Genomic DNA, 26,042 nt, shown 5'->3' on the forward strand with positions numbered 1-26,042 from the left:
CAGCGCACGGGTTACCCACAGAAACCCTTTCCCCACGGCTTGGCTTCCTCCACTATGAGCCGTCATACCCGCCGGTAGGTCAGGACTCCGAGCGGGTCGCAAGGCTGCGAGGAGGCGGCGCAATGGCTCGGGCCGACGACGACCGGGATCGTGGGCGTGAGGAGCCCGGCCACGGGGTCCACGCGGGTGCGTCCGACGCACGGCTCACCGAACTCCTGCGCGCCGACACGGCCACCGCGTATCAGGCGCTGCAGGAGCTGCGCGCCCGCCATCACGCACCCGTCCTCGCCTATGCCCGGCTGTGCACGCCGAACGACTCCATGGCACGGCAGCTGGCGGCCCAGGCGTTCACCCTGGCGGCCCGTCAGACGGCCCGCGGCATCGACCCCGGCGTCCCCTGGCGGCACCAACTCCTGCTGCTGACGGCCCGGGTGGCCGGCACCTGGGCGATGGACGAGCGGGCGGCCGGCCTGGACGCGGGACTGCTGCTCGTGCTCAACGCGGCCGGCCCCGCGGGCCCGGTCCCGCCCATGCTCACGGCGTTCCAGTCCCTGCCGCCGCGCACCCAGGGCCTGATCTGGTACGGCGTCGTGGAGCGGGAGCCGGCGGAGCGGACCGCGTCCCTGCTCGGACTCACCCGCGAGGACGTCACCTACGGCACGGATCCGGCGCTCCAGCTGCTGGCCCGCTCCTGTCTGCGCGCCCGCCTCGCCGCCTCCGACGACCCCGACTGCCCCGACTTCGGCCGGCTCATCGAGGAGTCGGTACGGCCGGACAGTCCTCGCGACAGCGCCGATCTGCAGGCCCACATGGGGCGTTGCCCGCACTGCACGACGGCGTACGAGGAGTTGTCGGCGCTGCGGGACTCCCCGGGCACGACGCTGGCGGAGGGGCTGCTGCCGTGGGGCGGGACCGGGTACGTGGCGGGCGGGTCGGCGGGGACGCGGGCCGAGGGTCTCGCCGCACGGCGCGGCAGGGCGGGCCGGAGCGGGGCGGGGCAGGGCCCGCAGGACCGGCGTCGGGTCGTGCTCGTCTCGACGGCCGTGGGGGTGGCGCTGCTGCCGCTGATGGCGTTCCTGGTGTCACAGGGCGGGTCGGCACCGCAGGATCCGGTGGGTGCCGCGAGCACCCCGGTGCGGGTGCCGCCGGTGGCGGTGACCGTCACGGCGACGGTCTCGGCGACGCCGACGTCGTCGCCCTCGCCCTCGCCCTCGCCGTCGCCGTCGCGGAGCTCCAGGTCCCCGTCGCCGACGAAGAACCCGGCGCCGACGAAGACGGCGCGCCCGAAGCCCACGCCGTCCCCCACGCGCCCGCCGGGCGGCGCGTACACCCAGGTCGTGAACGTCGGCTCGGGGCTGTGCCTGGACGTGGGCGGCGCGTTCTTCGACGGCACCGACGTGATCACCGCGTCCTGCACGTCGTCCCGTACTCAGCGCTGGCGGGTCGACGCGGACCGCGGGGTGCTCCAGTCGGCCGCCGATCCCGACTTCTGCCTGGACAGCAGGGGTTCGACGGACCGGGGCGTCGGCATCTGGTCGTGCGACTCGGTGGACGGCCGCAACGGGCGGAACCTGATGTTCGTGGTGGACGGCGCCGGGCTGATCCGCCCCGCCATCGCCTTCGGTACGGCCGTGACACCGGACGGCGGCTCCGGGGACGTGCTGTCGCTGGAGCCGGCGGGCGGGAGCTCCGCCCAGCGGTGGCGGGCGGGGGCGTCCTGACCGGGCCGGCCCGGCGCCCCCGCGGGCTCACACCTCGCGCACGCCGCTGCGCCACACCTCGCTGACCAGGGGCACGCCCGGCCGGTAGGCCAGGTGGACATGGCTCGGGGCGTCGAGCAGGACCAGGTCGGCGCGGGCGCCCGGGGTGAGACGGCCGATGTCGTCCCGGCGCAGGGCGGCGGCCCCGCCGGCCGTCGCGGACCACACCGCCTCGTCCGGGGTCATCCCCATGTCCCGGACCGCGAGGGCGACGCAGAACGGCACCGACGAGGTGAACGACGAGCCCGGGTTGCAGTCGGTGGACAGGGCGACGGTGACGCCCGCGTCCAGCAGGCGGCGGGCGTCCGGCCACTCGGCGCGGGTGGAGAACTCGGCGCCGGGCAGCAGGGTGGCGACGGTACGGCCGCTCGCGAGGGCGTCGACGTCCGCGTCCGTGAGGTGGGTGCAGTGGTCGGCGCTGGCGGCGTCGAGCTCTACGGCCAGCTGCACGCCGGGGCCATAGGTGAGCTGGTTGGCGTGGACGCGCGGGTGCAGGCCCTTCGCCTTGCCCGCGGTGAGGATCGCGCGGGCCTGGTCGCCGTCGAAGGCGCCCTTCTCGCAGAAGACGTCGATCCAACGGGCGTACGGGGCACAGGCGTCGAGCATCTCGCCGGTGACGAGGGCGACGTAGGCCGCCGGGTCCTCGGCGTAGTCCGGCGAGACGATGTGGGCGCCGAGGTAGGTGACCTCGTCGGTGTGGGCGGCGGCGATGCGCAGGGCGCGGGCCTCGTCCTCGACGGTCAGGCCGTAGCCGGACTTGGTCTCGAAGGTCGTGGTGCCCTGGCGCAGGGCCTCGTGGAGGTAGCGGGTGAGGTTGGCTTCCAGTTCCGCGTCGCTCGCCGCCCGGGTGGCCGCGACCGTGGTGCGGATGCCGCCCGCGCTGTACGCCCGGCCCGACATGCGGGCGTTGAACTCCCGTGTGCGGTCGCCCGCGAAGACCAGGTGCGAGTGGGAGTCCACGAAGCCGGGGATCACCGCACGGCCACCGGCGTCGATCCGTTTGTCAGTGGCGGGTGCTTTGCTTTGATCACCGGTCCACACGACGCGGTCGCCCTCGATGGCGATCGCGGCGTCCTGGATCAGTCCGAGGGGGGAATTGTCACCGAGGGAGGGGTCGTTGGTGACCAGGGCGGCGATGTTGGTGATGAGCGTGCTGGCGGTGCTCGCGGAGTGGGCGGGGCTGACGGTCGTCGCGTTGCTCATGGCGTCCTCGGTTGCCTGGTCGGCGGTGTCGGGTTCGGGGGCGGAGGCGGGCCGCTCGGGCGGTCGGCCCGGGATCAGCCGCGCAGGGCTTCGACGGCGTCCGCGAGGGCCTTCGGCACATCCGGTACGAGGGTGTGCGCCCTGTCCCGTACGACGTGCCGACCTGCCACGACCGTATGCGACACGTCTGCTGCCGACGCGGCGAATACGGCCGTCTCGGCCCCGAGCCGCGGAAGCGGCCCTGCCGTCCTGACCGAGTCGAGCGCGATCGTCGCGAAGTCGGCGCGCGCACCGGGCTCCAGGGTGCCCGTGTCGTCCCAGCCGAGGGCCGCGTGGCCGTCGGCCGAGGCCGCCCGCAGCAGGGCCGCGGCCGTCCAGTGACCGCGGGTGCGGGTCCGCAGGCGCTCGTTGAGCTCCATCGCGCGTGCCTCTTCGAGGAGGTCGATCACGGCGTGGCTGTCGGAGCCGAGGGACAGCGGTGAGCCCTCGTTCTGGAGGGCGACGGCCGGACCGATGCCGTCCGCGAGGTCCCGCTCGGTGGTCGGGCACATGCAGGTGCCGGTGCCGCTGCCGCCGATGAGGGAGATGTCCTCGGCGGTGAGGTGGGTGTTGTGGACGCCGGTCGTGCGCGGCCCCAGGACGCCGTGCAGGGCGAGCAGCTGGGTCGGGGTGCAGCCGTGGACCTCCAGGCACGCCTCGTTCTCGGCGGTCTGCTCGGACAGGTGCACATGGAGCGGCGCCCGCCGTTCCTCGGCCCACCGCGCCACGGTCTGGAGCTGGTCGGCGGGCACGGCCCGCACGGAGTGGATCGCGGCCCCGATCCGCGCGTGATCCCGTTCCTTGAGCAGCGCGGAGCGTGTGGCCCAGGCTTCGGCGTCCCCGTCGGAGAAGCGGAGCTGGTGCGTGGTGGGCGGCTGTCCGAAGCCGGAGGAGAGGTAGGCGGTGTCGAGGAGGGTGATGCGGATGCCGGCATCGGCGGCGGCCGCGATGAGGGCCTCGCCCATGGCGTTGGGGTCGGCGTAGGGCGTGCCGCCGGGCGCGTGGTGGACGTAGTGGAACTCACCGACCGCGGTGATGCCCGCCAGCGCCATCTCGGCGTACACCGCGCGGGCGAGCGCGTGGTACGTCTCCGGGTTCAGCCGGTCGGCGACGGAGTACATGACCTCGCGCCAGGTCCAGAAGGTGCCCGAGCCGACCTGGACGGTGCCGCGCAGGGCGCGGTGGAAGGCGTGGCTGTGCGCGTTCGCCAGACCGGGGAGGGTCAGGCCGCGCAGGATCTCCGCTCCGGGGGGCGGGGTGGGGACGTCCGTGCGGACGGCGGTGATGCGACCGTCCTGGCCCGCCGCGGAGCCGCTTGTGGACACGGTGAGGGCCACACCCGGCTCGACGTGGGTGTCGAGCCAGGCGTGTTCCAGCCAGTAGGTCTTCGATGTCACCTGCGGGCCAGCCCTTCCAGTACGTCGGCGAGTGCGAGGACCCCGGCCACGCAGTCGTCCTCGGCGGCGAACTCCGCCGGGGAGTGCGAGACGCCGGTGGGGTTGCGTACGAACAGCATGGCGGTCGGGATGCGCCCGGAGAGGATTCCGGCGTCGTGTCCGGCCCCGGTACCCAGGACGGGCACGGTGATGTCGGTGTCCTTGCCGAGGATGCGGCCCAGCTCGTCGCGCAGGGCGTGGTCGAACTCGACGACGGGCGTGAAGGACTCCCGGACGACGTCGAGCTCGATGCCGTGCGCCTCCGCGTAGCCCCGGGCGGCCTTCTCGACGCCGCCGACGACGGTGTCGAGGCGCGTCTGGTCCTCGGCGCGGGAGTCGAGCCAGCCGCGCACCAGGGACGGGATGGCGTTGACGCCGTTCGGCTCGACGGCGATCTTGCCGAAGGTGGCGACGGCACCGGCGAGTTCGGCCTCGCGGCGGGCGGCGAGCACGGTCTCGGCGTACGTCAGCATGGGGTCGCGCCGGTCCACGAGCCGGGTGGTGCCGGCGTGGTTGGCCTCGCCCCGGAAGTCGAACCGCCACCGGCCGTGCGGCCAGATCGCGCTGGCGATGCCGACCCGGTCGCCGGACAGGTCCAGCGCCCGGCCCTGCTCGACGTGCAGTTCGACGAAGGCGCCGATGCGGTCCAGGCGCTCCGGGTCGGCCCCGATGGTGTCGGGGTCGTAGCCGGCGGCCTCCATGGCGCGGGGCAGGCTCACTCCGTCGCCGTCGGTCAGCTGGTGGGCGCCGTCGACGGTGAGCTGTCCGGCGGTGAGCCGGGACCCGACGCAGGCGAGCCCGAAGCGGGCACCCTCCTCGTCGCCGAAGTTGACGATGGCGAGGGGCTTCGCGAGGTCCGCTCCCCGGCCGCGCAGTTCGTCGAGCGCGGCGAAGGAGGAGACCACGCCGAGGGGTCCGTCGAAGGCTCCGCCGTCCGGCACGGAGTCCAGGTGCGAGCCGGTGACGACGGCGTCGCCGGCGGCAGGGTCACCGAGCCAGGCCCACTGGTTGCCGTTGCGGTCGACCTCGTAGGTGAGCCCGCGTGCCTCGGCCTGCTCCTTGAACCAGGCCCGGCAGTCGAGGTCGGCCCCGCTCCAGGCGAAGCGGCGGTAGCCGTGGGACTCGGGGTGCCGGCCGATGGGCAGCAGGTCGCGCCACATGGTGTGGAAGGAACTGCCGGTGGGGCCGGCGGTCGGCACGGGCCGTGGACCGCCGGGCTCGCCATGGGGCTGGGTCACGCGTCGTCACCTTCACGCATCGGGACGCGCACGCCCCGCTCGCCGGCGACCGACTCCGCGATGTCGTATCCGGCGTCCACGTGCCGGATGACGCCCATGCCGGGGTCGTTGGTCAGTACCCGGCGGATCTTCTCGCCGCCGAGCTTCGTGCCGTCGGCCACCGTCACCTGGCCGGCGTGGATGGAGCGGCCCATGCCGACGCCGCCGCCGTGGTGCAGGGAGACCCAGGAGGCGCCGGAGGCCACGTTGACCATGGCGTTCAGCAGCGGCCAGTCGGCGATCGCGTCCGAGCCGTCGAGCATGGCCTCGGTCTCGCGGTACGGGGAGGCCACCGAACCGCAGTCCAGATGGTCGCGGCCGATCGCCAGCGGCGCGGCCAGCTCGCCGGAGGCGACCATGTCGTTGAAGCGCTCGCCGGCCTTGTCGCGCTCGCCGTAGCCGAGCCAGCAGATGCGGGCGGGCAGGCCCTGGAAGTGGACCCGCTCGCCGGCCATCTTGATCCAGCGGTGCAGGGACTCGTTCTCCGGGAAGAGCTCCAGGATCGCCTTGTCGGTCTTGGCGATGTCGGCCGGGTCGCCGGACAGCGCCGCCCAGCGGAAGGGGCCCTTGCCCTCGCAGAACAGGGGGCGGATGTAGGCGGGGACGAAGCCGGGGAAGGCGAACGCCCGGTCGTACCCGGCGAGCTGGGCCTCGCCGCGGATGGAGTTGCCGTAGTCGAAGACCTCGGCGCCTGCGTCCATGAAGCCGACCATGGCCTCGACGTGCTTGGCCATGGACTCGCGGGCGCGGGTGGTGAACCCGGCCGGGTCCTTCGCGGCGGCGTCGGCCATGTCCTCGAAGGCGAGGCCGACGGGGAGGTAGGCCAGCGGGTCGTGGGCGGAGGTCTGGTCGGTGACGATGTCGATCGGGGCGCCCTCGGCGAGCATCTGCGGGAGCAGCTCGGCGGCGTTGCCCAGCAGGCCGATGGAGAGCGGGCGGCGGGCGTCGCGGGCCTCGGTGGCGAGCTGGAGCGCGTGCGCCAGGTTGTCGGCCTTGACGTCGAGGTAGCGGTGCTCGATGCGGCGCTCGATGGCGCGCGGGTCGACGTCGATGCAGATCGCGACGCCGTCGTTCATGGTGACGGCGAGCGGCTGGGCGCCGCCCATGCCGCCGAGGCCGGCGGTGAGGGTGATCGTCCCGGCGAGGGTGCCGCCGAACTTCTTCGCTGCGACGGCGGCGAAGGTCTCGTAGGTGCCCTGCAGGATGCCCTGGGTGCCGATGTAGATCCAGGAGCCGGCCGTCATCTGGCCGTACATGGTCAGGCCGAGGGCCTCCAGGCGGCGGAACTCCTCCCAGTTGGCCCAGTCGCCGACGAGGTTGGAGTTGGCGATGAGGACGCGCGGGGCCCACTCGTGGGTCTGCATGACGCCGACCGGGCGGCCGGACTGGACCAGCATGGTCTCGTCCTGCTTGAGGGTCCGGAGCGTGCGCACCATCGCGTCGAAGGAGCGCCAGTCGCGGGCGGCCTTGCCGGTGCCGCCGTAGACGACGAGCTTGTCGGGGTGCTCGGCGACCTCGGGGTCGAGGTTGTTCTGGAGCATCCGCAGGGCGGCTTCCTGCTGCCATCCCAGGGCACTCAGTTCCGTACCGCGCGGCGCTCGGACGGGGCGGGGTCCTGACATGGTCTGCCTCCCAGCGGACTGTGACTGCGGACTGTTGAGGTGGATATTCACATCCTGGCTTCCTGAATAGAACTAGTCAATAGATCGGTGCGCCAGCGCTGCGGCCGCCGCGGTGTTTGGCTGGATGCATGGGCTCGTACAACGGCATGACGGGGGATGTTGTGGGCGACGGATTCGAGATCCCGGCCGGGGACGCGGAGCGGGTGGCCCGGCGCGACGAGGCGGTGCGGGCGGCCGTGGAGCAGGGGCTTCTCGGGCCCGGCACGCCGATCGTCGGACTGCTCGACGTGACGGGCATCCGGGAGTCGGCGGCGGCGCTGCGCGCGGCGTTCGACGCGGTGGTGGCGCCGGGCACGCCCGTGCTGCACGCCTTCGCGGTGAAGGCGACCCCGCTGGTGCCGGTGCTGCGGCTGCTGCGCGAGGAGGGCATCGGCGCGGAGGTGGCCAGCCCGGGCGAGCTGGCGCTGGCGCGGGCGGCGGGGCTGGGCCCGGAGGTGACGGTCCTGGACTCGCCCGCCAAGACGCCGGCCGAGCTGCGCGAGGCACTGGCGCTGGGTATCGCCGTCAACGCGGACAACCCGCAGGAGCTGGCGCGCATCGACGCCCTGATGGGCTCCGCCGCCAGCCGCTCACCGCTCGGAATCCGGGTGAATCCGCAGGTCGGCGGGGGTTCGATCGAGGCGACGTCGACGGCCACGGCGACCTCGAAGTTCGGGGTGGCGCTGCGTGACGAGGGGGCGCGAGAGTGGGTCGTACGGGCGTACCGGGACCGCCCGTGGCTGACCCGGCTGCACGCGCACACCGGCTCGCAGGGCATCCCGCTGTCGCTGATGGTCCAGGGGGTCGCGCAGGCGTACGCGCTGGCCGAGGAGATCAACGGACGGATCGGGCGGCGGCAGATCGACACGCTCGACATCGGCGGCGGACTGCCGGTGAACTTCGCCTCGGACGCGACCACGCCGACGTACGCGCAGTACGCGCGGCTGCTGAGCGAGGCGGTGCCGGGGCTGTTCGACGGGCGCTACGGCCTGGTCACGGAGTTCGGACGGTCGCTGCTCGCCAAGCACGGGACGATCGTGGCGCGCGTCGAGTACGCCAAGAGCGCGGGCGGGCGGCCGGTGGCGGTCACGCACGCGGGCGTGCAGGTGGCCACGCGGACGGTGTACGCGCCGGGGAGCTGGCCGCTGCGGATCGCCGCCTACGACGGCAAGGGGCGCCCGAAGCACGGCCCGGACGTGGTGCAGGACGTCGCCGGGCCGGCCTGCTTCTCCGGCGACCTGCTGGCCGAGGGCAGTGCGCTGCCGCTGCTGGAGCAGGGCGACTTCGCGGCGGCGCTGGACACCGGGGCGTACTACTTCGCCCACCACTACGCCTACAACTCCCTCGCCCGGCCCGGCATTCACGGCTTCGCGCCGGACGCCGGCGGCGGCATCGCCTTCGCGACGGTGCGCGAGGCGCAGTCGCTCGACGAGATCGTGGCCGAATCGGGAGGGGCGCACGCTTCGTCGCTCACCACCCTGCGCGCGCCGAAGCGCCGTTGACGCGCACCGATGCGGAGCAGTAGGCCATACGTGATCAACTGAACCGAAAACAGGGCCAGTTGACCCACCTTAGTCTCCCGGCGCATGTTCCACTGGAAAATGCCCGAACGCTCACTCGCCGCACACACGTTGCGTAGTTTGGCGGTCACTCAGCCGAACCCCGAGGCGGGAGGGGAGCGACGGTGCCCGGAATCGACGAGTGCTTGCTGGAGACGATGCGGCTGCCCGGTGCGCGAGGCGCCGCGCTGGTCGACTGGACCAGCGGGCTGGCCCTGGGCACCGTGGGCGATCCACCAGGAGGAGATCACGAGACGGCGGCGGCCGAGGCGGCCGAGCTGGCGCGGCTGGCCGCCGAGCAGGGGGCCTTCGGGCCCGAGGACGGCAGCGAGACGGTGGATCCGCCGGTCGAGGACCTGATCCTCAGCAACCGGGACAGCTATCACGTGCTGCGGTTCGTGCCGACGTCGTTCGACAGCAGCGTGTTCCTGTACCTGTGGCTGGCCCGCGCGGACGGCAATCTCGCACTGGCCCGCATCCGGCTGGGCGAGATGGCCGAACGGCTGGTGCTGGGATGACCGTGGTCGCGAGCACCCCGCCGCCGCGGCTGCCGGTCCGCGACCGGCAGGTGGCCCTCAAGCAGGCCGGGGGCGGCGTCTCACCGATGCTGACCCGGCTCGCCGAGGAGCGGGCCACCGGCGTCCTGGAGCGCGAGCACGGCACGCTCCACCTGGCCGAGGGCCGGGTCGTGCACGCCGAGAGCCCGCTCGCGCCCAGCCTCGGCATGCTCCTGACGGCCCACGGCGCCCTCGACGCCGCGACCTGGCAGGACGTCGAGGACAGCGCCGAGCAGGGACGGCTGCTGAGCCACGGCGTCACACCGGGCGCGCTGGAGCTGGCGCAGGTCAGCGCGCTGTACGACGCCGCGTACTTCGCGCTCGGCCCGAGCAGCACGCCCGGCCGCTTCCGCTACGGCGCCGCGCACTGGCTCGCCTCCGTGCATCCGGTGCCGGTGGCCGAGCTGGAGCACGAGACGCTGCGCCGCCGCGCCCTGCTGCGCCGCATCTGGCCCGACCCGGCGACCGACGGAGCGCCCCTGATCCGCGCCGACCCGGTCGCGGCGCCCACGGTGCCGTCCCGGCAGGCGGCCGTCCTGCGGCGGGTGGACGGCGTGCGCAGGGCCGCGGACATCGCCCGGGAGCTGGGCAGGCCGGCGTTCCACACGCTGGTGCACATAAGGCGGCTGGCCGCCGCGGGGCTCGTGTGCCCGCAGCCGCCGCCCGCTCCGGATCCCCCGCCCGACGCCGCCGCCGCCGATCCCTACGTCGCGCTGCTGAAGAGGGTCAGGGATGCGCTGGAGGCCCTTTGACCGCAAACCCTTCGAGGACCGCGAGCCAGGTGGGGCGCCTCGCCCACCGCAGCGGTCCCGAGCCGAGAGGAGAAACCTGATGGCGGCCGAGGCCCCGATACTCGACGAGTTCCGCCGACTCAGAGCCCGTGTGCCCCAGTTGACCGGTGCGCTCGCGGCCGGCGTGGACGGCCTCGTCCTCGCCCACGACACGCCCGGCGTGGAACCGGACGGTCTCGCCGCGCTCACCGCCGCCGCACTCGGCGTCGCGGTGCGGATGGCGGACGAGACGGGCCGGGGCGACCTGCGCGAGCTGCTCATCCGTGGCGCCGACGGCTATGTCGCGACGTACGCGGCGGGCCGCACCGCCGTACTGACCCTGCTCGCCACGGACCGCGTGAACGTCGGCCGACTGCATCTGGAGGGCCGCCGAGCCGGTGCCCGTATCGGGGAGCTCGTGGACGCGGAGGCAGTGCCTCCGCGCCGGAGCCCTGCCAAGAGCTCCGCCAAGGAGCCCGCCAAACCCATGCCCACTCGCACGAAGACCGCGCGTTCCGCACGCACCACCGCCAACGCGCGCACCACTACCGAAAGCTGAGAGGAAGACACGTCATGGCCAACACCGAGACCACGCTGAAGGAATGTCTCGCCACGATCGAGGGCGCAACCGGGGTCGCGCTCGTCGACTACACCAGCGGGATGGCGCTCGGCACGCTCGGCGGCAGCAAGAGCTTCGACCTCAATGTCGCCGCCGCCGGCAACACCGACGTCGTCCGCGCCAAGATGCGCACGATGGAGCACCTCGGCCTCAAGGGCGGCATCGAGGACATCCTGATCACCCTCTCCGACCAGTACCACCTGATCCGGCTGATCGCCGGACGCGGGGGCAACGGGCTCTTCCTGTACCTGGTCCTCGACGGCAAACGGGCCAATCTGGCGATGGCCCGGCACCAGTTGAAGAAGATCGAGGAGGACCTGGAGGTCTGACCTACACGAGCGCGGCGGTGCGGCGGCGGGCCCCGCCGGGGGCCGCGTCGCCCGCGGCGACGCCTGTGGTGCGGTAGCCCTTCACGGTCTTGTGCGTGGGGCGGCCGCCCCGGCCGTCGAGCCAGTCGACCCGCACCCACAGCAGCGCGCCGTCGGCACGCTCCCGCCGCCCGAGCCACGCCGCCTTCAGCCGCAGCCCCGCCCCGCATCCCGCGAGCAGCATCCCGCCGGCCGCCGGCACCGCGAACGCGGTGCCCAGCGCGGCGAGGAACGCCAGGACCAGCCACCAGCGGTGCCCCCGGCGCCAGTTGCGCACGGCGACGGCCCGGTCCTGGAGCACATCGTGCTTGCCGGCGCGGGTGGCCGAGCCGATCAGCGCGGTGTAGCGCCCGCGGCGCACGGACGCCACCACGAGGGCCGCGACGATGAACAGCGCGGCGCCGGCCAGGACGCCGATCCTGCGACCCGTGACGCCCAGCATCAGCACCCCGATCGCCGCCGCGAACACCCCGAGCCACCACAGCGGTGCCGCCCCGGCCCGTACGACGACGGCCACCCGAGCCAGCCCCTGTCCTCCACCGCGTGCCACGTTCCGCCTCCCGTCCATCGCTGTCCACCAGCCGTGCGCGCACGCTAGCCAGTCAACGTGAGACGAGCCTTAAGAACCGGTCAGGAACTCACTCGACGAACAGTCCCCGGGCCGCCGCCCGCGCGTCGAACTCCTCCAGCCGCGCCTGGGCGTCCGGCAGGTCGTCGCACATGGCCTCCAGCAGGACCCGGCCCAGCAGCATCGGCGCGCAGGCGGTGTCGAAGGCGAGGCCGGTGCCGACAGCGGCGGGCAGCAGCAGGTCGGACACCTTGGCGACCGGCGCGAACGCGGAGTCCGCGACCGTCACCACGGTCAGCCCCGCCTCCTTGGCGTAGGCGAGGGTGTCCACGACCTCACGCGGATGCCGGGGCAGCGCGAAGCAGAGCAGGGCCGTGGCACCGGCCCGTACGGCGGCGTCGATCCGGTCGTGGATCATCGTGCCGCCCTCCTCCAGCAGCCGTACGTCCGGATGGACCTTGGCGGCGAAGTACGAGAAGCCGTACGCCTGGGAGGCCGCCGCGCGCAGACCGAGCACCGGCAGCGGACGCGAGGCCGCGAGCAGGCGTCCGGCCCTCTGCACCGGGCGCGGGTCGGCCAGCACCTCCGCCAGATGCCGCAGGTTCTCGATCTCGGCCTCCACGGCCTGCTGGTACTCGTTGTACGAGCCCGCGTCCGGGGTCTGCTCCACGGGCGCGACCTCGCGCAGGTGCCGGCGCAGCGCCGGGTAGCCGTCGAAGCCGAGGGCGACGGCGAACCGGGTCACGGACGGCTGGCTGACCCCGGCGAGCTCGGCCAGTTCCACGCTGGACAGGAACGGCACGTCGGCGGCCTGCCGCACCATGCTGTGCGCGATGCGCCGCTGGGTCGGGGTGAGCCGGTGCCCCTCGAAGAGCGCCTGCAGTCGCGCGGCGGGGCTGTCCGTCCCGCCCGTGTTCCTGTCCGCGCTCATGCCGCGCTCCCCCTCCAGATCTCCGTGAACCGGTCCAGCAGTGCGGCCGCCGCCGTCACGTCGTCGGTGAGCGGACGGTCGGCCAGGTCGTCGTCGAGCACCGACTCGGCCAGCTCCATCGCCCGGCCGATCGGAAGCTCAGGTTCGGGCCTGAGGCCGCGCTGGCGCAACGCCCGTACCGCGGCGACGAGTTCGCAGCCGACGACGAGACGGTACGCGCCGCACGCGCGCAGTGTCTGCCGCGCGGCGAGCGAGGCGAAGCTGGCCTGCTCCTCCACGCCCCGGGAGAGTACAGCGTGGCCGAGTGAGGCGGGGGCGGAGAAGGCGCGCAGGTCACCGAGGGCGGCAGCGGCGGCGTACTCCAGGATCATCACACCGGACGAGGCGGGTTCCTGGTCGGCGAGGAAGGGCTTGAGGCGGGTGTACGCGGGCTCGTTCAGGGTGGACAGACGGGACGTCGACAGGCGCGCCACCTGGGTCAGCGCCAGCCGGAAGTGGTCCAGGGCGAGGGCGAGTTGGGCCTGGTAGAAGCCGCCGTGGTGGTAGGCGGCCATGTCCTCGGGGGAGATGAGGGGGTTCTCGGCGGCGGCGTTGATCTCCACCGCGAGCACCTGCTCCAGGGCGTCGGCGGCGTCGTGCGCGGGGCCGTGTATCTGGGGCAGGCAGCGGAAGCCGTAGGGGTCCTGGATGCGGCCGAGCGGCGGGGTGGGACGGTCCTCGGCACCGATCAGCTCGCGCATCCGGCGGGCCACCTCGGTGCTGCCCCGGTGCGGCCGGGCGGTGTGCACGGGGGCGGCGTACGCCTCGTGGGAGCCGTCGACGGCGAGCAGTGACAGGGCGGCGACGACCTGGGTGGCGGCGACGAGGCCGCGCAGCTCGTGCAGGGCGAGGGCGGCCTGGCCGAGGGTGAGGGCGTTGCTGCTGATGAACGCGAGCGCGTCGTTGTTGTCGAGCGGCTGCGGCTCGGGCGCTCCGGAGCCGCGCCACGGGTGCTCTCCGGCCAGCGCGAGGCCGGTCTGGGCCAGTGCCGCGAGGTCGCCGGTGCCGACCGAGCCGAACTCGTTCACGACCGGGTGGGCACCGCTCTCCAGCGCCTCGCACATCGCCGTGATGACGGTGGGGCGCAGACCGGCACCGCCGGCCAGCAGCTGATTGGCGCGTACGGCGAGCATGGCCCGCACCTGCCGGGCCGGCAGTTCCTCGCCGATGGCGCCGGCGTGGCTGCGCAGCAGGCGCAGGCCGTGTTCGGCGGCGGCCTCGGTGGGCACGTCCTCGTTCCGGTTCGCGCCCACGCCGGTGGAGCGGCCGTAGACGCGGCCGGTCGCGGCGATGAGGCGGGCGGCGTCCCAGGACTCCTCGGCCCGCTTCATCGCGTCGGTCGCGGGGACCGGCCGGGCGGCCCCGTCGGCGAGGCGTGCGACGTCCTCGACGCCGAGCCCGATCCCGTCGAGGACGACGAGGCCGGTGTGCCCAGGAGACACCACATCCGACGTGTCCACGATCCGAGACGACATCAAGCCCAATCTCCCCTCAATCCGGACATCCCGTCTTGCTCTTCGGTCATCCGTTACTCCGGATTTACACCAACCCGTTGACAACCTATTCAGCTACCAAGAACTCTGCATGACGTTATACAGCCGGGCAAGGGACATCTCATGATCCAGTTCGACGCGGTCCACAAGCGCTTCCCCAACGGCACGACAGCAGTCCACGATCTCTCCCTGGAGATGCCGGAGGGCGGCGTGACCGTCCTGGTCGGATCTTCCGGTTGCGGCAAGACGACCACGCTGCGGATGATCAACCGGATGGTGGAGCCGACCTCCGGCACCATCCAGGTCGGCGGCAAGGACGTCACCCGGCAGGACGCCGCCGAGCTGCGCCGCTCCATCGGGTACGTCATCCAGCAGGCGGGCCTGTTCCCGCACCGCACGGTGCTCGACAACATCGCCACCGTGCCGCTGCTGCTCGGCTGGAGCCGCGGCAGGGCCCGCGCCCGGGCGGCGGAACTCCTGGAGACCGTCGGTCTCGCGGCCGACGCCGGCAAGCGTTACCCGCACCAGCTCTCCGGCGGCCAGCAGCAGCGCGTCGGCGTGGCCCGCGCGCTCGCCGCCGACCCGCCCGTGCTGCTGATGGACGAGCCGTTCGGCGCGGTCGACCCCGTCGTACGCACCCAGCTCCAGGACGAACTGCTGCGGCTCCAGAAGGAGTTGAGCAAGACCATCGTCTTCGTCACGCACGACGTGGACGAGGCCGTCCGGCTCGGCGACCAGATCGCGATCTTCCGCACCGGCGGCCACCTGGTCCAGTGCGCCTCCCCCGCCGAGCTGCTCGCCCGCCCCGCCGACGACTTCGTGGCCGACTTCCTCGGCGCCGAGCGCGGTCTGAAGCTGCTGTCGCTGCGCACCCTCGCGGACGTCCCGCAGGGCCCGGCGCCGGAGGGCGGCACCTGGCGCCTGGTGCTCGACGCGGCGGACAAGCCCCTGCACTGGGCGTCGCAGGACACCGAGATCCCCGTGCGGCCGCTGCGGGACGGCGACTCGCTCCTTGCGGCCCTCGACGAGTCCATCGCCTCGCCCACCGGTCTCATAGCCCGCGTCGACGCGGACGGCGTCCTGACCGGCGTCTCCTCCCGCGACGACATCCACGAGCACGCGGGCCGGGCGCACACGGAAGCCAGGGTGACGGCATGACCATCGACTGGTCGTGGATAGGCGACCACACCGACGACCTCACCACCCTGACCATCTCCCACCTGCAGGCCGCGCTCGGCGCCGTCTTCCTCGGCGTCCTGATCTCGCTGCCGCTCGCGGTGATCGCCCACCGGATCCGCCCCCTGCGCGGCTTCCTGCTGGGCCTGTCGAACGTCCTGTTCACGATCCCGTCGATCGCGATCTTCGTCCTGCTGCTTCCGGTGTCCGGCCTGACCCGCACCACGACCGTGATCGGCCTGACGGTCTACACCCTGGTCGTCCTGCTGCGGAACACCGTCGAGGGCCTGGACTCCGTCCCGGTGAAGGTGAAGGAGGCCGCAAGGGCGATGGGCACGCGCCCCCTGCGCACCCTCCTCACCGTCGAGTTCCCGCTCGCGCTGCCCGTGATCATGGCGGGCGTCCGGATCGCGACCGTCATGTCCATCTCACTGGTCTCGGTCGCGACCTACATCGGCGACGGCGGCCTCGGCCAGCTCTTCACCGACGGCTTCCAGCGCAACTTCCCCACCCCGGTGATCGTCGGAGTGGTCCTCACCCTGCTCCTCGCGGTGGTCGCCGACGCGCTGCTGGTGGGCCTTCAGTACGTCCTGACCCCGTGGCGGAGGCGGCGAGCCTGACATGTACGAACTCTTCAAGAACCTCGGCGCCTGGCTGGTCGACGGCGAGCAGTGGTCCGGCTCCGACGGCATCGCGCACCGCCTGGCCGAACACCTCCAGTACTCCCTGCTCGCCACGCTCATCGCGGCGGCGATCGGCCTCCCCCTCGGCCTGCTGATCGGCCACACCGGCAAGGGCGCCTTCCTCGCGATCAACCTCGCGTCCTTCGGGCGCGCCCTGCCGACCGTCGGCCTGGTCGTGCTGGTCTTCCTGGCCGGCGGGCTGTCCATGCTCCCGGTCTACGTCGCACTGGTCGCCCTCGCGGTCCCGGCGATCGTCACCAACACCTACGCGGGCATGACGGCCGTCGACCCGGACGTGAAGGACGCGGCACGCGGCCAGGGCATGCGCGCCCACCAGGTCCTCTTCCAGGTGGAACTCCCGCTGGCCCTCCCCCTGATCATGACGGGCCTGCGCCTGGCACTGATCCAGGTCGTGGCCACGGCCACCATCGCCGCGTACGTCTCCTTCGGGGGCCTCGGCCGCTACGTCTTCGACGGCCTCGCCCAGCGCGACCTCGTCCAGGTGCTCGGCGGCGCGGTGCTGGTCGCCGTGATCGCCGTCGTCCTGGACCTCGCCCTCTCCGGCCTCCAGCGCTTCCTCTTCCGCCACCGCACCGCCTAGGGACCTCTCGATGAACCTCCCGATGAACCGACGCACGCTCCTCGGCGGCCTCTTCGCAGCCGCCTCCGTCCCCGCCCTCGCCGCCTGCTCCAGCGGCATCACCTCCCTCGACGGCCAGGGCTCCGCCGGCTCCGGCGGCGGCTCCAGCAAGGGCGGCATCACCATCGGCACCGCCAACTTCACCGAGAACCAGGTGCTCGGATACCTGTACGCCGCCGTCCTGGAGGCGGCCGGCGTCAAGGTGAGCGTCCGCCCCAACCTCGGCACCCGCGAGATCCTCATACCCGCCCTCAAGGGCGGCGACATCGACCTGCTCCCCGAGTACCAGGGCGCCCTGCTGCACTACGTCGCGCCCAAAGCGACCGCGACCGAGGAGGGCGAGATGCAGAACGCCCTCACCATGGCCCTCCCCAGCGGCCTCCAGGTGCTGCCGTACGGCATGGCCGAGGACTCCGACGCCTTCGTCGTCACCCGTGAGACGGCCGAGAAGTACGGCCTGACCTCGCTGGCCGACCTGAGGAAGCAGAACGGCAAGCTGGTCATCGGCGCGGCGCCCGAGGTGAAGAAGCGGGAGGTCGGCGCGGTCGGCCTGAAGGACGTCTACGGGGTGGAGTTCAAGGAGTTCAAGTCGCTGGACTCCTCCGGCCCGCTGGTCAAGGGCGCCCTGAAGAAGGGCGACGTGGACGTGGCGAACCTGTTCACCACCGACACCGACATCCAGGCCAACGACTGGGTGGTGCTGACCGACCCCAAGAACCTCATCCCCGGCCAGCACATCGTCCCCCTGATCGCCGACCGCAAGGCCGACTCCACGGTCCGCAAGGCCCTCGCCGAGCTCGGCAACACCCTGACCACCGAGCAGCTCACCGAGCTGAACCGGCTGGTCGACAAGGACAAGAAGGACCCGGAGGACGTGGCGAACGCCTACGCCGAGGAACACGGGCTGGTGAAGTGAGCCCGCGGTGCCGCAGACCCCCAGCCGAACAGGGGGGCTAACCCCAGTGCGGTCGTATCCCCCGCTGCCTACCTTGGGGGGATGACCGGAATGGACGCGCGGGACACCGAGCTCAAGAAGGAACTGAACGCCACCCTGCAGGCACGCAGGGAGCTGGGCGACGACTACGAGTCCGCGCTGGTCGACTCGTTCATGGAGAAGGTCGACCAGCGCATCGACGGGGCTGTCGAGCGCCGGCTGCGGCGGCAGCTGGCCGAGCAGCAGATGGTCGCGGCCCGGGGCGCGCGGTCGCCGAAGCCGACGGACTCCTTCGGCGAGCGTTTCGGCTTCGGCATCGTCACGCTGGTCGTGGCGATCCCGCTGTCCGGGATCGGCGGCGGTGTGGCCGGGCTCTCCGGTCTGCTGGTCACCTGGGTGGGCATCGTCGGCGTGAACGTCGTCCAGGCGGTGCGCACCAACCCCGGATTCTTCCGGGGCTGGCGCCACAGGTCGTCCAAGGACGAGGACCGCTGGGAGGACTGAGCCTCCCGGCGGGCCGGCGGCCTCACGCCTGCCGGGTGGGCATCGCCATGATCTGCCGCAGGTTCACATGCCGGGGCCGGCTCACCGCGTACGCCACCACATCGGCGAGTTCCTCGGCCGCCAGCGTTCCCACGGCCTGAAGCATGCCGTCGACCTGCCCAGACACCTCCGCGTTGTCGGTGTGCAGCCGCAGCTCGCTCTCCACGAACCCCGGCTCCACGTTGGTCACCCGCACGTCACGCGGCCCGAACTCGGTGCGCAGGCACTGCGAGAGGTGCGTGACCGCGGCCTTCGTCGCCCCGTAGACCGCGTAGTTGGGGAAGGCGAGATGGGCGCCGACGGACGAGATGTTCACCAGGTCGGCCGTGCGGCCCTCGCCGGCCGCCGCCACCAGATCGCCGGTGAACGCCCGCACGACCCGCAGCACCCCGGTCACATTGGTGTCGATCATCCGCTGCCACTCGTCGAGCCGCCCCGCCTCCACGGGGTTGCCCAGCATGACGCCGGCGTTGTTGACGACGAGGTCGACGGCCCCGTACGCCTCGTGGATCCGTTCCACGGCGGCGGCCACGGACGCGTCGTCGGTGACGTCCGCGACGACGGCCAGCGCGCTGCCGCCGCCCGCGGTGATCTTCGCGGCGACCTCCTCCAGCCGCTGCTCGCGCCGGGCCAGCAGCGCGACACGCGCGCCCCGCTCGGCGAGCAGTACGGCGACGGCCTCGCCGATCCCGCTCGCCGCTCCGGTCACGACGGCGGTACGGCCGGTCAGGTTCTCGTACGACATGGGACTCCTCCTGGTGAGGGGGCCGCCGGGGTGTCTCCCCGGCGGCCGGCGAACACCCCTCACCCTCGGCCGCCGCGCCCGCCCTACCCAGGGATGCGTTGTTCCTGTGTCTGGCAGTACCAGGCTCACGGCCCGGCGCGCGGCTACGCTCGAAGGCATGGACGGGGACCTGGGAGACTTCCTGCGCTCGCGCCGCGGCCGGATCCAGCCGGAGGAGGTGGGGCTGCCCTCGTACGGGCGGCGCCGCGTTCCGGGTCTGCGCCGCGAGGAGGTGGCGCAGCTGGCCGGGGTGAGCGCCGACTACTACGTCCGTCTCGAACAGGGCCGGGGGCGCAGCGTCTCGGACGCCGTCCTGGACGCCGTCGCGCGGGTCCTGCGGCTGGACGCGACGGAGCACGCCTATCTGCGCACGGTGGCCCGGCCCGGCCGCCGCGGCCCACGCCGCCCGGAGGCCACGCGGGTGCGCCCCGGCGTCCAGACGCTGCTGGACGGCATGGACCGCACGCCGGCCTTCGTCATCGGCCCGCGCATGGACGTCCTCGCCTGGAACTCCCTGGCCGACGCGCTGAACGGCTACGGCGACACCGCCCCCGAGGAGCGCAACATCCCCCGGCACGTCTTCCTGGACCCGGCCGCCCGTGACCTCTACCCGGACTGGCCCGGCATCGCCGCCCAGGCGGTCGCCCATCTGCGGCTGAACGCCGGCCACCGCCCCGACGACCCCGAACTGGACGCCCTCGTCGGCGAACTGTGCGGCCGGAGCGCGGACTTCCGCCGGCTGTGGACGGTCCACGACGTCCAGGCCTGCATGGCCGGCACCAAACGCATCGACCACCCGGTGGCGGGCCCGCTGTCCCTCCCCTTCGAAACCCTGACCGTCCCGACGGACCCGGAGCAGACGGTGGTGGTGTACACACCGGAGCGGGGCTCGGAGACGGCGGAACGCTTGGCCATGCTGGGGAGTTGGGCCGCGACAGCGCGCTGAGGCGACCGAGGCTGCCGAAAGAAGAGGTGCGCGGGGACCGCCGCACCCCCGTTTCCGGGGGGCGGGACGACGGCGGTCCCCGCGAAGGACGCGAGCCGGGTCAGGGCCGGGCTTGCGCGTCCGTGGCGTCCATGGAGGTCCGGGAGCCGCTCCGGAGGTCCTTGGACGTTCGGCGCCGGCTCGGGCGGGGAGCCGCTCCCGCCCTGCCGACACCCACTAATGTGCCGGACCCGTGTTAAGCGGGTGCTGCGTGGACGTGACGCGCTCGTACCAGTTCCGCGACGCTCCGAGCGGCCCCGGTCACCGCAAGTTCGCCGCGGCCACGCCCCGTTCACCGCAGGTTGGCCGCTACTTCCCGCCCTTGGCCAGGAAGGCCAGCAGGTCCTGCCGGCTGATCACACCGGTCGGCTTGCCCTCGACCAGCACGATCGCCGCGTCGGCCGCGCCCAGCACCGACATCAGGTCGCCGACCGGCTCGCCGGAGCCGACCTGCGGCAGCGGGGCCGACATGTGCTTCTCCAGCGGGTCGTCGAGGGAGGCCCGCTGGGTGAACAGGGCGTCCAGCAGCTCCCGTTCGACGACCGACCCGACGACCTCGGCGGCCATGACGTCCGGGTGACCGGCGCCCGGCTTCACGATCGGCATCTGCGAGACGCCGTACTCGCGCAGCACCTCGATGGCCTGACCGACCGTCTCGTCCGGGTGCATGTGGACGAGGGAGGGGATGGCGCCGTGCTCCTTGTCGTTGAGGACGTCGGCGACGCGCGCGCTGGGGCCCTCGTCCTCCAGGAAGCCGTAGTCGGCCATCCACTCGTCGTTGAAGATCTTGGAGAGGTAGCCGCGGCCGCTGTCGGGCAGCAGCACGACCACGACGTCGTCGGGCCCGAGCCGCTCGGCGACCCGCAGCGCGCCGACGACGGCCATGCCGCACGACCCGCCCACCAGCAGGCCCTCCTCCTTGGCCAGCCGACGGGTCATCTGGAAAGAGTCCTTGTCTGACACGGGCACGATCTCGTCGGCGACGGTCCGGTCGTAGGCGGTCGGCCAGAAGTCCTCACCGACGCCCTCGACGAGGTACGGCCGCCCGGAGCCGCCCGAGTACACGGACCCCTCGGGGTCGGCGCCGATGACCTTGACCTTGCCGTCGCTGACGTCCTTCAGATAGCGGCCGGTGCCGGAGATGGTGCCGCCGGTGCCCACGCCCGCCACGAAATGGGTGATCTTCCCCTCCGTCTGCTCCCACAGCTCGGGGCCGGTGGAGTGGTAGTGGGAGAGCGGGTTGTTGGGGTTGGAGTACTGGTCCGGCTTCCAGGCACCCGGCGTCTCCCGCACGAGCCGGTCGGAGACGTTGTAGTAGGAGTCCGGGTGCTCGGGATCCACGGCGGTCGGGCACACGACCACCTCGGCCCCGTAGGCCCGCAGCACATTGATCTTGTCGGTGCTGACCTTGTCGGGGCACACGAAGATGCACTTGTACCCCTTCTGCTGGGCGACGATCGCGAGGCCGACGCCGGTGTTGCCGCTGGTCGGCTCGACGATGGTGCCGCCGGGCTTGAGGGCGCCGCTCTCCTCCGCGGCCTCGATCATCCGCAGGGCGATGCGGTCCTTCACGGAGCCGCCCGGGTTGAAGTACTCGACCTTGGCCAGGACGGTGGCCTGGATGCCCTTGGTCACGTTGTTGAGCCTCACCAGCGGGGTGTTGCCGACGAGACTGATCATCGAGTCGTGGAAATGCACCGTTGTCTCCGGATGCTGCAAAAAGGGTGGTCGTAGTTGTTACGCCAGCCTAGGCCCTGCGGACGGCGCGGGTCGGGTGAAGGTCGTTCACTCGCCGTTGGGATTGGGCGACGGTCCGTGCGGGGCAAGCAGTTGATGTACGGCTATGAGGAGGTGGCGGCGACGCATGACGAGCATGTCCCGAGCGAGGGTGGCCCGGCGGATCGCGGCGGGCGCCGCGTACGGCGGAGGCGGCATCGGTCTGGCGGGCGCGGCGGCCGTGGGTCTGCTGCTCGCCGAGGTACGGATGGCCAGGCGTCACGTCGGCAACGGCACGACCAACCACGTACCCAACGCCGACGGCCGGTACGGCCACCTCTACGCGACGCCCGGCGAGCAGCCGCTGCGGCTGACGATGCTGGGCGACTCGACGGCCGCCGGCCAGGGTGTGCACCGGGCGGGCCAGACGCCGGGCGCGCTGCTGGCGTCGGGGCTGGCGGCGGTGGCGGAGCGGCCGGTGGTCCTGCGCAACGTGGCCCTGCCGGGCGCGCGCTCGGACGACCTGGACCGCCAGGTGGCCCTGATCCTCGCCGACCCGGCCCTGACGCCGGACGTCTGCGTGATCATGATCGGCGCGAACGACGTCACCAACCGGATGCCCGCGACCCGCTCGGTGCGCCACCTCTCCTCGGCCGTACGGCGGCTGCGCACGGCCGGCGCGGAGGTGGTGGTCGGCACCTGCCCGGACCTGGGCACGATCGAGCCGGTGCAGCAGCCCCTGCGCTGGCTGGCCCGGCGCGCCTCCCGCCAGCTGGCGGCGGCCCAGACCATCGGCGCCGTCGAACAGGGCGGGCGGACGGTGTCGCTGGGCGACCTGCTGGGCCCGGAGTTCGAGGCGAACCCGCGTGAGCTCTTCGGCCCCGACAACTACCACCCCTCGGCGGAGGGCTACGCCACCGCGGCGATGGCGGTCCTGCCGACCGTCTGCGCCACCCTCGGCCTGTGGCCGGCGGACGAGGAGCGCCCCGACGTCACCCGCCGCGAGGGCTTCCTGCCGGTGGCCCGGGCAGCGGCCGAGGCGGCCTCGGAGGCCGGCACGGAGGTCACCGCCGCCATGCCGACGGGCCCCAAGGGCCCCTGGGCCCTCCTCAAGCGCCGCCGCCGACGCCGCGTCCCAGAACCGGACCACGCCCCGGCCGCACCGTCGCCGTAACAACAGAACGCGCTCAGAACACCGCGTGCACCCTTCGGCACGTCGGCCCGATCCGCACGCCTTCCAGCCCACCCAGCGTTCGAGGACGAGGCCGACGACGACCGGTCCGCACTCTTTCGGCCCACCCGGCGTTTCGAGGACGAGGCCGACGACAACGACCGGTCCGCACCCCTTTCGGCCCGTGCGGAGCTTGTGGACGAGGCTGACGACGACGGCCGGTCGGCACCCAAATTCGGCCCGTCCGGCGCTTGTGGACGGGGCTGACGACGACGGCCGGTCGGCACCCAAATTCAGCCCGTCCGGCGTTTGAGGACGAGGCCGTTCAGGCCGATGCGGGGGTTCGGGGGCGGCAGCCCCCGGGGATGGGACGGGTAGGGGCGGAGGGGGCGAGAAAAGCAAGCGCTTAGAAAACTGCGGCGAGGGTCACACACCCACGCCCGTGACCTCGCCCATACGTGCGGGTAACTTCCCTCACAGCCCTGCCCGACCCCCCGGTATGCCATGGAGCCGTGATGCCCGAAGCCGTGATCGTCTCGACCGCCCGCTCTCCCATCGGCCGCGCCTTCAAGGGTTCCCTCAAGGACCTGCGCCCGGACGACATCACCGCCACGATCATCCAGGCCGCCCTCGCCAAGGTCCCCGAGCTGGACCCGCGCGACATCGACGACCTGATGCTCGGCTGCGGCCTCCCCGGCGGCGAGCAGGGCAACAACCTCGGCCGCATCGTCGCCGTACAGATGGGCATGGACCACCTCCCGGGCTGCACCGTCACCCGGTACTGCAGCTCCTCCCTCCAGACCTCCCGCATGGCCCTGCACGCCATCAAGGCCGGCGAGGGCGACGTCTTCATCTCGGCCGGCGTCGAGATGGTCTCCCGCTTCACCAAGGGCAACTCCGACAGCCTCCCGGACACGCACAACCCGTTCTTCGCCGAGGCCGAGGCCCGCACCGCCGAGGTCGCCCAGCAGGAGGGCACGACCTGGCACGACCCGCGCGAGGACGGCCTCGTGCCGGACGCCTACATCGCCATGGGCCAGACCGCCGAGAACCTCGCCCGCTCCAAGGGCGTCACCCGCCAGGACATGGACGAGTTCGGCGTCCGCTCCCAGAACCTCGCCGAGGAAGCCATCAAGAACGGCTTCTGGGAGCGCGAGATCACCCCGGTGACGCTCCCCGACGGCACCGTCGTGAGCAAGGACGACGGCCCCCGCGCCGGCGTCACCCTGGAGGGCGTCGGCGGCCTCAAGCCCGTCTTCCGCCCCGACGGCCTCGTCACCGCCGGCAACTGCTGCCCGCTCAACGACGGCGCCGCCGCGGTCGTGATCATGTCCGACACCAAGGCCCGCGAGCTCGGCCTCACCCCGCTCGCCCGCATCGTGTCCACCGGCGTCTCCGGCCTGTCCCCCGAGATCATGGGCCTCGGCCCGGTGGAGGCCAGCAAGCAGGCCCTGCAGCGCGCCGGCCTCACCATCGGCGACATCGACCTGGTCGAGATCAACGAGGCCTTCGCCGCCCAGGTGATCCCCTCTTACCGCGACCTGGGCATCGACATCGACAGGCTGAACGTCAACGGCGGCGCCATCGCCGTCGGCCACCCCTTCGGCATGACCGGCGCCCGCATCACCGGCACGCTCATCAACTCCCTGCAGTTCCACGACAAGCAGTTCGGTCTGGAGACGATGTGCGTCGGCGGCGGCCAGGGCATGGCGATGGTCATCGAGCGCCTCAGCTGAACCAACGAGGCACCACCGCTGGGTAGTCACCGCACGACCCAGCGTGAGCCTTCGGCCCAGAACCCGGGAAACTCCAAGGTTCTGGGCCGTTTTGTGATCCAATCTCCCCCAGGATGTGACCTATCTCCCTTCGCGGAGGGATTTACGCAGGTCAGAACAGTTTCAGCACCAAACCCCAGACCCAAATCCCTGTCCGTTTCGTGACCTTACGCACTGACAGCTGGATAGTCCGCCCTTCAAGCTGATGTAGGAAGTCGGGGGTCGACTTTGAACCGGGAGTACGTCAGTGAGCGCCATGCCGATCGCTTTGCTGCTCACCACGGCCGCCACCGGCGCCGTGGGCGTCGCCGTCCTGCGCACCCTCATGGGACTGCGCCGACAGGTCGCGGCCCTGCACACCGAGCTGGCACAGAGCAACGCCACCACGGCCCACGGCCTCGTCCCGCAGGCGCGTGTCTCCGCCGACACCGATGAGATACGCGCGGCGGTGGCCGAGGCGCTCGCCGAGGAGCGCGAGCGGGAACTGGCCGAGGCGCGTGCCTTCTGGGCCGCCCAGGAGGCCCGTGACGCCTCCGACGCGCCCACGCTGCTGGGCCTGTCGGACAGTGAGCTCTTCCTGCCGCGCCAGGCCGACTTCGCGGGCCTGGAGCACCTGGAGCCGGTGACCGAGCCGACCGCCGAGCCCGACGAGTTCGCCGGGGAGTCCCCCGAGCTGGCCGCGGCCCGCCGCCGTCACCCGTCCCACCCGGACTTCGTCCCGGCCTCGTCGCCGGTGGTGAACGACCATGAGCGCACGGTGGCCACCCTCGAGGACCTGGCCGCCTCCGCCACCGAACTGACCGACGTCCGCCCCGGCCCCCTGGGCACCCTCGACGTCTACGTCTTCGCCGACGGCACCACCCTGTGCATGACCCCGGGCCACCGCGAGACGGCGGAGCGCCTGGCGGTGGCGCTGCGCTCGGGCGAGACGCCGGTGCTGCTGGGCGGTTCGGGCATCTCCGGCGCGTACACGCTGACGTTCGCGTGCGGCGAGGAGAACGTCTACATCCTGGCCGACCGGGTCATAGCGTCCCTGTAGGGGCTCACACGCCGGCCCGCTTCTGCGCTTCCTCCACCAGCCTCACCGCTTCCTCGACCTCCCCCTCGTTCGTGAGTACGAGGGCCAAGTCATGGACGGCGACGGTGACTTGGTCGGCGGCCGCGAACATCCCGGCGTCGGGCATCTCCCGGGGCGGTGCCTGCGGATCCTCCAGTACCTGCGCCCGGCGGGCGAACTCCCTGGCCAGCGCCAGCGCCTCCGCTGCGGCGCTTCTCTGCAACCGGCTCTGCGGCGCCGCCCGCAACCGGTCGGCGAAGTGATCTACGGCTCGGGTCAGACGCGTCGTATCAACCAC

25 protein-coding genes are annotated in these 26,042 nt (G+C 72.5%); 15 read left to right on the forward strand and 10 right to left on the reverse strand.

Features of this window, described 5'->3' with window-relative positions; translation table 11 throughout:
* The first annotated feature begins 122 nt into the window (after positions 1–122).
* On the forward strand, positions 123–1,721 hold the full coding sequence (locus tag ACGFW6_RS24800; protein ID WP_393513788.1) for a ricin-type beta-trefoil lectin domain protein: 1,599 nt from the start codon (positions 123–125) through the stop codon (positions 1,719–1,721).
* A gap of 27 nt (positions 1,722–1,748) precedes the next feature.
* Here the strand turns inward: ACGFW6_RS24800 and hutI are convergent, their stop codons facing one another.
* The 4 genes from hutI to hutU all read right to left on the reverse strand — a co-directional run bounded on the left by hutI (position 1,749) and on the right by hutU (position 7,337).
* On the reverse strand, positions 1,749–3,041 hold the full coding sequence (gene hutI / locus ACGFW6_RS24805) for an imidazolonepropionase (protein WP_393514190.1): 1,293 nt from the start codon (positions 3,039–3,041) through the stop codon (positions 1,749–1,751).
* The gene (locus ACGFW6_RS24810; RefSeq protein WP_393513791.1) at positions 3,038–4,399 is read right to left on the reverse strand and encodes a formimidoylglutamate deiminase; all 1,362 of its coding nucleotides are present in this window, start codon (positions 4,397–4,399) and stop codon (positions 3,038–3,040) included. The genes hutI and ACGFW6_RS24810 overlap by 4 nt, the downstream gene beginning before the upstream one ends.
* A complete protein-coding gene (locus ACGFW6_RS24815; RefSeq protein ID WP_393514193.1) occupies positions 4,396–5,598 on the reverse strand; it encodes an allantoate amidohydrolase in 1,203 nt (400 codons plus the stop codon). The genes ACGFW6_RS24810 and ACGFW6_RS24815 overlap by 4 nt, the downstream gene beginning before the upstream one ends.
* A 74-nt stretch (positions 5,599–5,672) precedes the next feature.
* On the reverse strand, positions 5,673–7,337 hold the full coding sequence (gene hutU / locus ACGFW6_RS24820) for a urocanate hydratase (RefSeq protein WP_393513794.1): 1,665 nt from the start codon (positions 7,335–7,337) through the stop codon (positions 5,673–5,675).
* 146 nt (positions 7,338–7,483) lie between these two features.
* Between hutU and ACGFW6_RS24825 the strand changes: the two genes are divergently transcribed.
* The 5 genes from ACGFW6_RS24825 to ACGFW6_RS24845 all read left to right on the forward strand — a co-directional run bounded on the left by ACGFW6_RS24825 (position 7,484) and on the right by ACGFW6_RS24845 (position 11,210).
* Positions 7,484–8,878 carry a diaminopimelate decarboxylase gene (locus tag ACGFW6_RS24825; protein WP_393514196.1) on the forward strand — a complete coding sequence of 465 codons (1,395 nt, stop codon included), beginning with the start codon at positions 7,484–7,486 and terminating at the stop codon, positions 8,876–8,878.
* A gap of 182 nt (positions 8,879–9,060) precedes the next feature.
* Positions 9,061–9,453, forward strand: coding sequence for a hypothetical protein (locus ACGFW6_RS24830; RefSeq protein WP_393513797.1), 393 nt, complete (start codon positions 9,061–9,063; stop codon positions 9,451–9,453).
* Positions 9,450–10,244, forward strand: a complete 795-nt coding sequence (locus ACGFW6_RS24835; RefSeq protein WP_393513800.1) for a transcriptional regulator — start codon at positions 9,450–9,452, stop codon at positions 10,242–10,244. The genes ACGFW6_RS24830 and ACGFW6_RS24835 overlap by 4 nt, the downstream gene beginning before the upstream one ends.
* Before the next feature lie 79 nt (positions 10,245–10,323).
* Positions 10,324–10,821 (forward strand): roadblock/LC7 domain-containing protein, encoded by a 498-nt coding sequence (locus tag ACGFW6_RS24840; RefSeq protein WP_393513803.1) that lies wholly within the window; start codon positions 10,324–10,326, stop codon positions 10,819–10,821.
* A gap of 14 nt (positions 10,822–10,835) precedes the next feature.
* On the forward strand, positions 10,836–11,210 hold the full coding sequence (locus tag ACGFW6_RS24845) for a hypothetical protein (protein WP_393513806.1): 375 nt from the start codon (positions 10,836–10,838) through the stop codon (positions 11,208–11,210).
* A 1-nt stretch (position 11,211) separates the two neighbouring features.
* On the opposite strand, the gene ACGFW6_RS24850 is transcribed toward ACGFW6_RS24845, so the two are convergent.
* From ACGFW6_RS24850 to ACGFW6_RS24860, 3 genes are all read right to left on the reverse strand, one after another.
* A complete protein-coding gene (locus ACGFW6_RS24850) occupies positions 11,212–11,799 on the reverse strand; it encodes a hypothetical protein (RefSeq protein WP_393513809.1) in 588 nt (195 codons plus the stop codon).
* Positions 11,800–11,887: 88 nt separating this feature from the next.
* On the reverse strand, positions 11,888–12,748 hold the full coding sequence (locus ACGFW6_RS24855) for a MurR/RpiR family transcriptional regulator (RefSeq protein ID WP_393513812.1): 861 nt from the start codon (positions 12,746–12,748) through the stop codon (positions 11,888–11,890).
* The gene (locus ACGFW6_RS24860; RefSeq protein ID WP_393513815.1) at positions 12,745–14,262 is read right to left on the reverse strand and encodes an aromatic amino acid ammonia-lyase; all 1,518 of its coding nucleotides are present in this window, start codon (positions 14,260–14,262) and stop codon (positions 12,745–12,747) included. The genes ACGFW6_RS24855 and ACGFW6_RS24860 overlap by 4 nt, the downstream gene beginning before the upstream one ends.
* Positions 14,263–14,403: 141 nt before the next feature.
* Between ACGFW6_RS24860 and ACGFW6_RS24865 the strand changes: the two genes are divergently transcribed.
* The 5 genes from ACGFW6_RS24865 to ACGFW6_RS24885 all read left to right on the forward strand — a co-directional run bounded on the left by ACGFW6_RS24865 (position 14,404) and on the right by ACGFW6_RS24885 (position 18,217).
* Positions 14,404–15,438, forward strand: a complete 1,035-nt coding sequence (locus ACGFW6_RS24865; protein WP_393513818.1) for an ABC transporter ATP-binding protein — start codon at positions 14,404–14,406, stop codon at positions 15,436–15,438.
* Positions 15,435–16,076 (forward strand): ABC transporter permease, encoded by a 642-nt coding sequence (locus tag ACGFW6_RS24870; protein ID WP_393513821.1) that lies wholly within the window; start codon positions 15,435–15,437, stop codon positions 16,074–16,076. The genes ACGFW6_RS24865 and ACGFW6_RS24870 overlap by 4 nt, the downstream gene beginning before the upstream one ends.
* Position 16,077: 1 nt before the next feature.
* The gene (locus ACGFW6_RS24875; protein ID WP_393513824.1) at positions 16,078–16,740 is read left to right on the forward strand and encodes an ABC transporter permease; all 663 of its coding nucleotides are present in this window, start codon (positions 16,078–16,080) and stop codon (positions 16,738–16,740) included.
* A gap of 22 nt (positions 16,741–16,762) precedes the next feature.
* Positions 16,763–17,695 (forward strand): ABC transporter substrate-binding protein, encoded by a 933-nt coding sequence (locus ACGFW6_RS24880; protein WP_393513827.1) that lies wholly within the window; start codon positions 16,763–16,765, stop codon positions 17,693–17,695.
* Between the two features lie 81 nt (positions 17,696–17,776).
* Positions 17,777–18,217, forward strand: a complete 441-nt coding sequence (locus tag ACGFW6_RS24885) for a hypothetical protein (protein ID WP_393513830.1) — start codon at positions 17,777–17,779, stop codon at positions 18,215–18,217.
* 22 nt (positions 18,218–18,239) lie between these two features.
* Here the strand turns inward: ACGFW6_RS24885 and ACGFW6_RS24890 are convergent, their stop codons facing one another.
* Positions 18,240–19,001, reverse strand: coding sequence for an SDR family oxidoreductase (locus ACGFW6_RS24890; protein WP_393513833.1), 762 nt, complete (start codon positions 18,999–19,001; stop codon positions 18,240–18,242).
* 157 nt (positions 19,002–19,158) lie between these two features.
* Here ACGFW6_RS24890 and ACGFW6_RS24895 point away from each other — a divergent pair, with 157 nt between their 5' ends.
* The gene (locus ACGFW6_RS24895; RefSeq protein WP_393513836.1) at positions 19,159–19,986 is read left to right on the forward strand and encodes a helix-turn-helix transcriptional regulator; all 828 of its coding nucleotides are present in this window, start codon (positions 19,159–19,161) and stop codon (positions 19,984–19,986) included.
* A 348-nt stretch (positions 19,987–20,334) separates the two neighbouring features.
* On the opposite strand, the gene ACGFW6_RS24900 is transcribed toward ACGFW6_RS24895, so the two are convergent.
* Entirely contained in the window at positions 20,335–21,723 is a 1,389-nt protein-coding gene (locus tag ACGFW6_RS24900) for a cystathionine beta-synthase (protein WP_393513839.1), read from the reverse strand.
* 166 nt (positions 21,724–21,889) lie between these two features.
* Between ACGFW6_RS24900 and ACGFW6_RS24905 the strand changes: the two genes are divergently transcribed.
* The 3 genes from ACGFW6_RS24905 to ACGFW6_RS24915 all read left to right on the forward strand — a co-directional run bounded on the left by ACGFW6_RS24905 (position 21,890) and on the right by ACGFW6_RS24915 (position 25,726).
* A complete protein-coding gene (locus ACGFW6_RS24905; protein ID WP_393513842.1) occupies positions 21,890–22,915 on the forward strand; it encodes an SGNH/GDSL hydrolase family protein in 1,026 nt (341 codons plus the stop codon).
* Positions 22,916–23,427: 512 nt separating this feature from the next.
* Complete coding sequence (locus tag ACGFW6_RS24910) at positions 23,428–24,648, forward strand: acetyl-CoA C-acetyltransferase (RefSeq protein WP_393513845.1); 1,221 nt, start codon at positions 23,428–23,430, stop codon at positions 24,646–24,648.
* A 295-nt stretch (positions 24,649–24,943) separates the two neighbouring features.
* Positions 24,944–25,726: a hypothetical protein gene (locus ACGFW6_RS24915; protein ID WP_393513848.1), complete on the forward strand. Its 783-nt coding sequence runs from the start codon at positions 24,944–24,946 to the stop codon at positions 25,724–25,726.
* A gap of 4 nt (positions 25,727–25,730) precedes the next feature.
* Here ACGFW6_RS24915 and ACGFW6_RS24920 read toward each other — a convergent pair whose 3' ends face one another.
* The gene (locus ACGFW6_RS24920) at positions 25,731–26,042 is read right to left on the reverse strand and encodes a hypothetical protein (RefSeq protein ID WP_393513851.1); all 312 of its coding nucleotides are present in this window, start codon (positions 26,040–26,042) and stop codon (positions 25,731–25,733) included.

This window comes from Streptomyces sp. Y7 (assembly GCF_043195415.1).
Lineage (GTDB): Bacteria > Actinomycetota > Actinomycetes > Streptomycetales > Streptomycetaceae > Streptomyces.